9 protein-coding genes are annotated in these 9,433 nt (G+C 72.3%); 1 reads left to right on the forward strand and 8 read right to left on the reverse strand.

Translation table 11 applies throughout. The features are described from left to right. Positions 1–41: 41 nt before the first annotated feature. From ACFWFI_RS37020 to ACFWFI_RS37055, 8 genes are all read right to left on the reverse strand, one after another. The gene (locus ACFWFI_RS37020) at positions 42–1,028 is read right to left on the reverse strand and encodes an aldo/keto reductase (protein ID WP_387399192.1); all 987 of its coding nucleotides are present in this window, start codon (positions 1,026–1,028) and stop codon (positions 42–44) included. Positions 1,029–1,200: 172 nt separating this feature from the next. Next, positions 1,201–1,974 carry a cyclase family protein gene (locus tag ACFWFI_RS37025; protein ID WP_387399194.1) on the reverse strand — a complete coding sequence of 258 codons (774 nt, stop codon included), beginning with the start codon at positions 1,972–1,974 and terminating at the stop codon, positions 1,201–1,203. Beyond that, a complete protein-coding gene (locus tag ACFWFI_RS37030) occupies positions 1,971–3,224 on the reverse strand; it encodes an FAD-dependent monooxygenase (RefSeq protein ID WP_387399197.1) in 1,254 nt (417 codons plus the stop codon). The genes ACFWFI_RS37025 and ACFWFI_RS37030 overlap by 4 nt, the downstream gene beginning before the upstream one ends. A gap of 11 nt (positions 3,225–3,235) precedes the next feature. Further along, positions 3,236–4,015 carry an SDR family oxidoreductase gene (locus ACFWFI_RS37035; RefSeq protein ID WP_387399200.1) on the reverse strand — a complete coding sequence of 260 codons (780 nt, stop codon included), beginning with the start codon at positions 4,013–4,015 and terminating at the stop codon, positions 3,236–3,238. Positions 4,016–4,038: 23 nt separating this feature from the next. Continuing rightward, positions 4,039–4,779 (reverse strand): SDR family NAD(P)-dependent oxidoreductase, encoded by a 741-nt coding sequence (locus ACFWFI_RS37040; RefSeq protein WP_387399203.1) that lies wholly within the window; start codon positions 4,777–4,779, stop codon positions 4,039–4,041. Further along, a complete protein-coding gene (locus ACFWFI_RS37045; RefSeq protein ID WP_387399205.1) occupies positions 4,769–6,616 on the reverse strand; it encodes an AMP-binding protein in 1,848 nt (615 codons plus the stop codon). Before ACFWFI_RS37045 ends, ACFWFI_RS37040 begins: the two co-directional genes overlap by 11 nt. After that, a complete protein-coding gene (locus ACFWFI_RS37050; RefSeq protein WP_387399208.1) occupies positions 6,609–7,652 on the reverse strand; it encodes an aromatase/cyclase in 1,044 nt (347 codons plus the stop codon). Before ACFWFI_RS37050 ends, ACFWFI_RS37045 begins: the two co-directional genes overlap by 8 nt. Positions 7,653–7,687: 35 nt before the next feature. Further along, positions 7,688–8,482, reverse strand: a complete 795-nt coding sequence (locus ACFWFI_RS37055) for an SDR family NAD(P)-dependent oxidoreductase (protein WP_387399211.1) — start codon at positions 8,480–8,482, stop codon at positions 7,688–7,690. A gap of 238 nt (positions 8,483–8,720) precedes the next feature. Between ACFWFI_RS37055 and ACFWFI_RS37060 the strand changes: the two genes are divergently transcribed. After that, the gene (locus tag ACFWFI_RS37060; protein ID WP_387399213.1) at positions 8,721–9,395 is read left to right on the forward strand and encodes an O-methyltransferase; all 675 of its coding nucleotides are present in this window, start codon (positions 8,721–8,723) and stop codon (positions 9,393–9,395) included. The last annotated feature ends 38 nt before the right edge of the window (positions 9,396–9,433 follow it).

Consider the following 9,433-nt stretch of genomic DNA (forward strand, 5'->3'; position numbering starts at 1 on the left):
CCCCTCCGGGTGTGCCCCGCTGCCGTGACGGGCGGAGAGCGTCAGCTCTGGTCGATCGTGCGCATGAAGTGCGCGGGGTAGCGCAGTCCCGCGGTGGCACCGGCGGGGAAGAGCTCGGAGAGCCGGGCGGCCTCGTCGTCGGTCAGCCGCACGTCGACCGCCGAGGCGTTCTGCTCCAGGTGGGAGACGCGCCGCGTACCGGGGATCGGCACGACGTCGCCACCCTGGGCCAGCACCCATGCCAGGGCGAGCTGGGTGAGGCTGATGCCCTTCTCCGCGGCCAGCTCCTCGACCGTGCGCACCAGATTGCGGTTGTGGTCGAAGTTCTCGCTCTGGAACCTCGGGTGGTTGCGGCGCTGGTCGTCGGCGTCCAGGTCCTCCGCGCTGTCGAAGGCACCGGTGAGGAAGCCGCGGCCGAGCGGGCTGTACGCCACGAAGCCGGTGCCGAGTTCACGGCAGGTGGGCAGGATCTCCGCCTCCACGTGCCGCTCCCACAGCGAGTACTCGGTCTGCAGGGCCGCGATCGGGTGGACCGCGTTCGCCCGGCGCAGGGTGCGCGCGGAGACCTCGCAGAGCCCGATGTGCCGCACCTTGCCCTCGGCGACGAGCTCGCCGAGCGCTCCGACGGTCTCCTCGACGTCGACCTTCGGGTCCAGCCGGGCGAGGTAGTACAGGTCGATGTGGTCCAGGCCCATGCGCTGGAGCGAGGCCTCGCAGGCCTCGCGGACGTACGCGGGGCTGCCGTCGACGTAGGGCGGGCCGGCCGCCGGACGCCGCATGCCGAACTTCGTGGCGACCACGGCCTCGTCCCGGCGGCCCTCGAGCGCCTGGGCGACGATCTTCTCGGCGGTGCCCGGACCGTAGAAGTCAGCCGTGTCGATCAGGGTGACCCCGAGGTCCAGCGCCCGGCGGATCGTGGCGACTGCCTCGTCCGTGTCCGCTGTGCCGTATGCACCGGCCATGCCCATGCAGCCGAGGCCGAGAGCCGATACGCCGAGGCCGGCGGCGCCGAGCTTCCTGTTCTCCATGAATGCCTTTCCATAGCCCGCCCGTCCGGGCGGTGCGGAGGGTTCCGGCGCCGAATGCGCCGCGAGAGCCGCGAGTTCGCGTTCGCGCCGTTCGAAATATAGCCGACTAACTAATGACCTGACAGGCGATCTCGCGGTACGGCCGAGCGTTGCCCGCGACGTCGCCCCCTGTTCATCCGTCCAGCAGCGCCACCACCCTCGACCACCCCGCGCCGGCCCCGGCGATCTTCACCGGGAGGCAGCTGACGGTGAATCCCGTCGACGCGGGCAGGTCCTGGAGGTTGGCCAGCCGTTCGAGCTGGCAGTACTCCTCGCGGCGCCCCGCGAAGTGGGCGGGCCACAGCACGTCCTTGTCCCCGGTGCGGTGGTACTCCTGGATGATGTGGGTGAAGGGCGCGTCGAGGCTGAACGCGTCTGTCCCGATCACCCGTACCCCCAGGCCGAGCAGCAGCCGGGTGGCCGGCCCGTCCAGACCGGTGAACTCCGTGAAGTACTCCGGCTTGCCGAGGTGCTGGTCGGCCCCGGTGTGCAGCAGCACCACGTCCATCGGCCGTGGCCTGCGTCCCACCCGGTCGAACTCCCGCTCCAGGTGGTCGACTCCGGCCGTTCCCGTACCGACGTCCCGCAGGTCCAGGACCATGCCGGGCCGCACGAACCAGTCCAGCGGCATCTGGTCGATCGTGCGGGGGGTGTGTTCGCCCTCCGCGGGTCCGTAGTGCGCGGGGGCGTCGACGTGGGTGCCGGTGTGGGTGGTGAGCGTCAGGTAGTCGTTGGTGAGGAAGGCGCCGCCCGGGAAGACGCCGGGATCCAGCTCCAGGCCGAAGTGCTCCTTCATCTCGTCCCGTACGTGTACGGCGGCCGCCTGCGCGTCGAGCACGCGGTGCACCACCTCGTCCGGTTCCCAGAACGACGCGTCGATGGGCGAGGACAGATCGATGATCCTCATGCTCCGGCAGCCTCTCTGCGGATGGGTTCCGCTTCTCCGAACAGGTCCGAGCGCACCGCGATCGGCCGGGCGCCGAACGCGATGGCGCGCAGGATCTTCCCGTAGAGCGGGGTGTGGGCGAGGGCGCGCGCCGCCAGGGGCCGGACCGCACCCGCCAGCCTGCTGCCGCCACCGAGCATCGCCTTGCTCTGCCGGGCCTGGAGGGTGAAGACCTTCTCGATGTCCTTCCTGCGCTCGGGCACCCATCGCGACAGAGCGGCCTCGCCGAAGTCGCCGCTGTCCAGGGCACTCATCAGCACGGGATGCAGCAGAGCGGCGTCCTGGAGGGCGAGGTTGATGCCCTGCGCCCCGATCGGGCTGTGGGTGTGCGCGCTGTCCCCGAGCAGGACCAGCCCGTCGTCGGCCCACCGGGTGGCGTAGCCGGAGAAGACGTCGAGCAGTGTCAGGTCGCTGAGCTCCTTCACCTGTTCGAGTACCTGGTCCGCGTAGTCGGGCACCGCCCGGGCGATCCGCGACCGCAGCTTCTCCACACCCTCCTCGGCGATCCGGCGGTACCCGTTGTGCGGCAGCGTCCAGCCGATCTGCACGCAGTCGGGGTACGAGTCGTAGATGAGGACCGGGGTGCCTCCGGTCCGGTGCACCCGCACCGAGCGGTCCGCCCGGCCGCCGGCCGCCACCCTGAACCACAGGATGTCGTGCGCGAAGGTGTCCAGCCGGTGCTGCTCGATCCCCGCCAGCCGGCGGGTCTTGGAATAGCGGCCGTCCGCGGCGACGGTGACCGGGGCGGTGATCCGGCGGCGCCGCTCCCCCTGCCCGCACACGACGCCGGTGACGGCGCTCCCCTCGCGCACCAGTTCCCGGATGCCGCAGCCCTCCAGGTACGTGAAGCCCGGGTACTGGGAACACGCGTCGAACAGCTCGGTCAGCAGGTGCCGTTGGGGCAGGCTCAGCAGGAAGCCGTAGGGCGGCGGCAGCGTGCCGTAGTCGATGTCCATCAGCAGGCGCTCGTTCTCCACGAGCTGGAACCGGCCGAGTTCGTAGCCGCCGCGGGCCCGTGCTCCGGCGAGCACCCCGAGGTCGTCGAGCAGCGTCATCGCGCCGGGCTGGAGGATCTCGCCGCGGTACTCGCGCTCGAAGGAGCGGCTGCGGTCCAGGACGGTGACCCGGGCGCCCGAACGCAGCATCAGCAGAGCAAGCGTCAGGCCGGCCGGGCCCGCGCCGACCACACAGATGTCGGTGGTGATGTCCATGTCCGTCCCCCTCAGGCCCGCAGGCCCAGACCGCCGTCGGCCACGATGACCTGACCCTGGATCCAGGCGGCCTCCGGCGCGCACAGCAGGGCGATCACATCGGCGACGTCCTCCGGCCTGGTGAGGCGCCCGTTGGGGGTACGGGAGGCGAGCAGCCCCGCGATGGCCGGATTGGAGGTGTGCTCCCCCTTGTCGAGGAGATGGGTGGAGACGGCGTTGACGGTGATGCCGAACGGCGCGAGGTCGACGGCGAGGTAGCGCACCAGGTTCTCCAGGGCCGCCTTCGCGACACCGGTCGCCAGGTAGTGCGGGATCACCTCGAAGGCCCCGTTGCCGGAGACCGCGATGACCCTGCCGCCCTCCGGCATCAGTTTGGCGACGGTAGCGGCGCCGTGCAGCAGGGGGTTCAGCGCGAGGGCGATCTCGTCGAAGAGCGGGATGACCTCCGGGGCCACCGGCAGCATCGGGTGCATGGTGGCGGCGTTGTGCACGAGGATGTCCAACTGCCCGTGCTCGTCGCGTATCCGGTCCAGGAGCCCGGTGAGGAACTCCGCGGAGCGGATGTCTCCCCTGACGGGCGTCGTGCTGCCCGGGAGGTCCGCCGCCGCCTCGACCGCCTCGGCGGCGGCCGCGTCGTCGTGGGCGTAGTTGAGGTAGACGTGGCAGCCGCCGGCCCGCAACCGGTGGGCGACGGCTCTGCCGAGCCCGCGGGACGCGCCGGTGACCAGAGCGATCCGGCCGTCCGGGAAGAGTCCGGGGCGGGGGGTGTGCTGTGCGAGGGGTGCGTTCATGCTGGGTGACCGCCTTCGTGTGGTCAGGGCCGCCCGCCGTTGACGACCTGGAGGTGGCCGTTGACGGGGCTGGACAGGTCGGAGGCGAGCGCGACGACGCATCCCGCCACTTCGTCGGGCGTGTTGGGCACGATGCCCGGACCCAGCGGGCCTGGGTGCGGGACGCCGGGCTCCTGCACCGGTCCGGGTGCGACGCAGTTGACGCGGATGCCCTGACCCGCCAGGTCGTGGGCCAGGGCCAGCGTCAGGCCGGCCACTCCCGCCTTCGCCGCGCACAGGTGGGCGGCGGCGGGCCGGCCGCGGACCCCGGCGAGCGAGGACAGCAGCACGACCCGGGCCCGGCCGGACGCGGCGAGCAGAGGCAGGGCGGTGGTGACCAGGGTGTGCACGGCCACCAGATCGGTCTCCAGCACCGCGCGGAACTCCGCGGCGGTCAGTGCCGCGACCGGCCGGGGCTGCCCGTCGTACCCGGTGACGCAGTTCACCAGGACGGCGAGCCGGTCCACGCCTGCCGACGCGAGTCCCGCGCGCAGCGCCTGCGGACCGTCGGGTGAGGTGAGGTCGGCGGTCACCGGGTGCGCGCGCACGCCGTGTGCGGCGACGAGGGCGTCCGCGAGCGCGCCGGTGCTCTTGTCGTGCCGGCCGTGCACCACGACCTCGGCGCCCCGCGCGGCGAAGGCGTGCGCGACCGCGCCGCCCACCCTGCCGGTCGCCCCGGCCACCAGGACCGGGACGCCCGCCAGGCCCAGCGGGTCAGCGCTCAACGTGCGACACCACGGTGTGCAGCTGCGGTGTCGCCTTGGCGACGCCCGCGAGTTGCCGGATGTGGTCCTGGAAGCCCTCGGACTGCACGACCTGGATGTGCGCCGCCGCGTCCTCCCAGCGCGCGATGTTGATGTACGTGTTCGGGTTGGTCATGGAGCGGACCAGCGTGTGGTCGATGAACCCGGGCTGCTCGCGCATGTACACCGAGCTGGCCTCGAAGACCTTCTCGAACTCCTCGGGTGCCGCGGTCAGGATGAATTCGTTGATCAGGATCACCATCGGGGAACCTCCGTCGAGTCGTGCGTGGAAGGAAGCCCGCAGCTCACGCCGCGGGATCTTGCCGTTGGGGGTACGGGGAATCCGCTCGACCAACTCGTGGCTGCGGACCTGCTTGTAGTAGGGCAGCCGGGCGTTGAGCCGGGTGACGGCCTCTTCCGCCTCACCCGGGGAGACCGGTCCGGTGAGGACGAGGAGCGCGTGGGCGACCGCGCCGGACACCGGGTCAGGCCGGTCGAGGACGACGCTGTCGGCGACCGCGGGATCCTCGGCGAGCAGGGCCTCGATCTCGCTCGGCCCCACGAGCCAGTTGTCGCACTTGAAGACGTCCTTGATGCGGTCGGTGAGATGGAGCCGGTCACCCTCGTCGATGCGGCCGACGTCGCCGGTGGCCAGCCAGCCGTCGGCGTCGACGGCCGGGCCGTGCGCCGGATCGAGGTAGCCGCGCATCACCTGCGCACCCCTGACCTGGACCTCCCCGTTCTCACCGGGAGGCAGCACGGTGCCGTCGTCCAGCGAGACCACACGGTGCTCGGTCCCCTCGACGGGCCTGCCGACCGAGCCGGGACGGTGTTCGCCCGGCCGGTCGAAGTGGGTCAGGGGGGAGGCTTCGGCGAGCCCGTACCCCTGGACCACCGGGACGCCGAAGTGCCGGGAGAGTGTCCCGGCCAGTGCCGGTGCCAGGGCGGACCCTCCTGAGGCGATCATCCGGGCGTCCGGCAGGCGCAGTCCGGGCAGCCGGGGGTGGGCCGCGAGCTGGGCCAGCCGGGCGGGCAGCGAGTAGACGTGCCCGGCGGCGCAGGCGCGGGCCCGCTCCATCGCGTGGGCGGGGTCCGCCTCCGGCACCAGCACCTGGGTCGCTCCGGCGGCCAGCGCGGAGTTCATGTGCATGGGGTGGTAGCTGGGGAAGTGCACGAGCGTGACGGAGCCGGCTTCGAGTCCGTGTGCCCGGGCGGTCTGCACCGCGTTGACCGTCACGTTGCGGTGGCTGAGCACGACGGCCTTCGGCATACCCGTGGTACCGCTGGTGAAGTGGAGCGCGGCGGGGTCCTCCGGGTCCGCGTGGTGGTCGGGCACCCCGGGCGCGGCGGCTTCCAGCAGATCGGCGAGGCGCGGCACCCCGGGTCCGGCTTCCTCAAGGTCCTCCCCCAGCACGGCGACCAGGTCGAGTGCGGGCAGCCCGTGGCGTACCCGGCTCAGCCGGTCGTGGAGGCCGGCCCCGACCAGGGCCGCCCGCGCGCCGGACGCCTCCAATACGTACTGCAGTTGCTGCTCGCGCAGCAGGGGGATCACCAGGAGCGCCGTGTTCCCGCTGCGCAGGGCACCGTGGTAGGCGATCACGACGTCGGGATGCAGGTCGGCGCCGATCGCGATGACCGCTCCCCCGGCGCCGAACCGCTCCCGCAGCACGGCGGCACACCGGTCCACCGCCGCGTCGAGCGACGCGTACGTGACCGTACGGCTGCCGAGGACGAGCGCGGGACGGTCGCCGTGGCGGCGGGCGGCGGAACGCAGCAGCAGGTCGGCGCGGGCGGGGAGCCCGTCCAGGAGGTCAGGCAACGGACGTCCCCTCCACGAATGCCTTCGCCTGCCGCAGAGTGGCCGAGCTGTTGCGGCCCAGGGCGTCCCGGACGAACGTCCGGGCCTGCCCCACGGTGGCGTCGGGGCCCAGCACCCGGGCTATGGCAGTCGTCTCCAGGACCACGGTGTGCTCGGCGACCGCGGTGACGCCCCGGTCGTCCTCGGTCAGCAGCCAGCTGCCGGTGTGGACCCGGAGCAGAGCGGGGGTGATGAGCTGCTTGTAGTGGATGCTGTGCGGCGCCCGGCAGATCCGGACGGACCGCGTGGTGTGGGACGAGCCGTCCGCGGTCCGGGTGTCCATCTCCAGGACCTGCACACCGGGCAGGGGCTCGGCGAGCTCGACCCGCGCCACGTGCGGGAGGCGCTCGACCCAGTGTTCCGCGCGGTCCAGGAAGGCATGGGCCTCGGCGGCGGTGCCCTCGATGTGCAGGCTGTCGCGGAAGGTGAAGGACGTCTCCAGGCCTGCCTCCTTCTCCCGCGCCGCTTCGGCGAGGGCGGCCAGTTCGGCACGGCTGTTGCCGTCGACCGCCTTCTCCAGCCAGCCGAGCGTGTCGGCGTCGTCGCCGACCGCCGCGTAGGTGTGGGTGAGGACCACCTCGCTGCCGGCGTCCACCGGGCGGACGATCCACTCCCCGCCCATGGCGGCGATCGGCGCCTTCGGCCGGTCCTGGCCGAAGGAGATGCGCCGCCGTACGGGATCGACGAGGCGGCGGGACGTCCAGGTGCGCACCCCGCCGTTGGCGGTCGCCCACAGCTGGAGCCGCTCGGGGCCGCCTTCGTCCGGCGCCCGCTCCAGGAACCGGGCGTGCACGGTCGGGGGGAAGATCAGCGGCCACTTCTCCACGTCGGCGAGCAGGGCGAAGACGACCGCCGGCGCGGCCGGGACGGTGACGGTGTGCTCCACGTCGACGCGCGTCGGGTCGCCCGGCCGTTCACCGGGCGTGCGCCGGGAGGGACTGTCGAAGACGTCCGGGGCAGGGGGCGGCGTGGTGGTTCGGGGCGTGGTCTCGGACACGGGTGTGCACCTTCCGAAGGGGGCGGCGGGGCCGGTCAGTAGTTGCCGAGGCCGCCGCAGACGTTGAGCGCCTGCGCGGTGACGGCGTCCGCGGCAGGCGAGACGAGGTAGCCGACCATGGCGGCCACCTCCTCGGGGGTGGTGTAGCGGCCGAGCGGGATCTTGGCCTCGAAGCGCTCGCGGATCTGCTCCTCGCCGGTGTTCCACGCCTCGGCGTAGGCCCGGCGTACGCGCTCGGCCATGGGGGTCTCGACGTACCCGGGGCAGACCGCGTTGACGGTGGTCCCGGAGGAGGCGAGTTCCAGCCCGATCGCCTTGGTCATGCCGATCACACCGGCCTTGGACGCGGAGTACGGGGCGGCCAGGACGACGCCCTGCTTGCCGCCGGTGGAGGCGATGTTGACGATCCGTCCGCGAGGCCGCCCGAGCATGCCTCCCGCCGACAGAACCTCCCGGGTCATCAGGAAGACGCTGTTGAGGTTGGTGTCGACGACGTCGTACCAGATCTCGTCGGAGAGTTCGGCGGTGACTCCGCCGCCGTTGCGTCCGGCGTTGTTGACCAGGACGTCGATCGGTCCGAACGCCGCGACGGCGGTGGCGACCAGCTCGGTCACCTCGGCGCGGGAGCGGACGTCGCATGTCGCGCCGTCCACTTCGTAGCCCTGGTCGCGCAGTTCCTTGACGGTGGCGGCGACGTTCTCGGCGGAGCGGGCGCACAGGAAGACGCGGAATCCGCTGCCGGCCAGGGCGCGGGCGACGGCGAGTCCGATTCCGCTGGTGGCGCCCGTGATCAGGGCCGTACGCGGGTCCGCGGGGGTGCTGGCAGGCATCTCACTCCTCGTTGCTGGCCGCTGCGCGGCGTTCTCGGGGCACGGGCCGATGCGTGGGGCCTGTGTCCGGCGTCGCCCCAGAGGCTTTCCGGGAACGGTCGAGTCCGGCTCGAACACGGCTGGAGCGTGACCGCCGGTGCGTGGACTGGTCCTCAAGTGCTTCTCCAGTCGGCGCTCCTACGTTGTCCAGGTCTTGGCGACTGCCGGGGCCCCTGGGGGCCCTGAAAAAGGAGTGACGATGGAATTTCCTGCCGACCAGCCGATGCGGGTGCAGGCGACCCAGGAGGTCGTCGACTACGTGGTCGCGAGTGGCATCGCACCGCTGCCCGCCCACCACGAGCTGGTGGCGCGCACCGAGAAGGAGACGGGTGACAAGGCCGGCATGCGGATCGCGCCCGAGCAGGGCGCCCTCATCACGCTGCTGGCCCGGATGGCCGGAGCCCGGCAGGCGGTCGAGGTGGGCACCTTCACCGGCTACTCCTCGCTGTCCATCGCCCGGGCGCTGCCCGCGGGCGGACATCTGCTGTGCTGCGACACCAGCGAGGAGTGGACCCGCATAGCCCGGGACGGCTGGGAGTCCGCGGGGCTGGCCGGGCTGATCGAGCTGCGCCTCGGTCCGGCTCTGGAGACCCTGCGGTCCCTGCCCGTCGAGGAGAACATCGACTTCTCGTTCGTGGACGCGGACAAGACCGGTTACGCCGCGTACTTCGAGGAGCTCGTGATCAGGACACGGCCGGGCGGCCTGATCGTCTTCGACAACGTCCTGTACGGCGGCCGCGTGCTCGGCGACGAGCCGGTGACCGGCAACGCCGCGGCGCTGCGCGAGTTCAACCCCGCGCTCGCGGCCGACCCCCGGGTCGACGTGGTCATGCTGCCGCTCGCCGACGGTCTGACCATCGCCCGCAAGCGCTGACCCGCTCCCGCCCCGGCGTCCCCGGCCCACCGCGGGAC

It is taken from the genome of Streptomyces sp. NPDC060209, assembly GCF_042728155.1.
Lineage (GTDB): Bacteria > Actinomycetota > Actinomycetes > Streptomycetales > Streptomycetaceae > Streptomyces.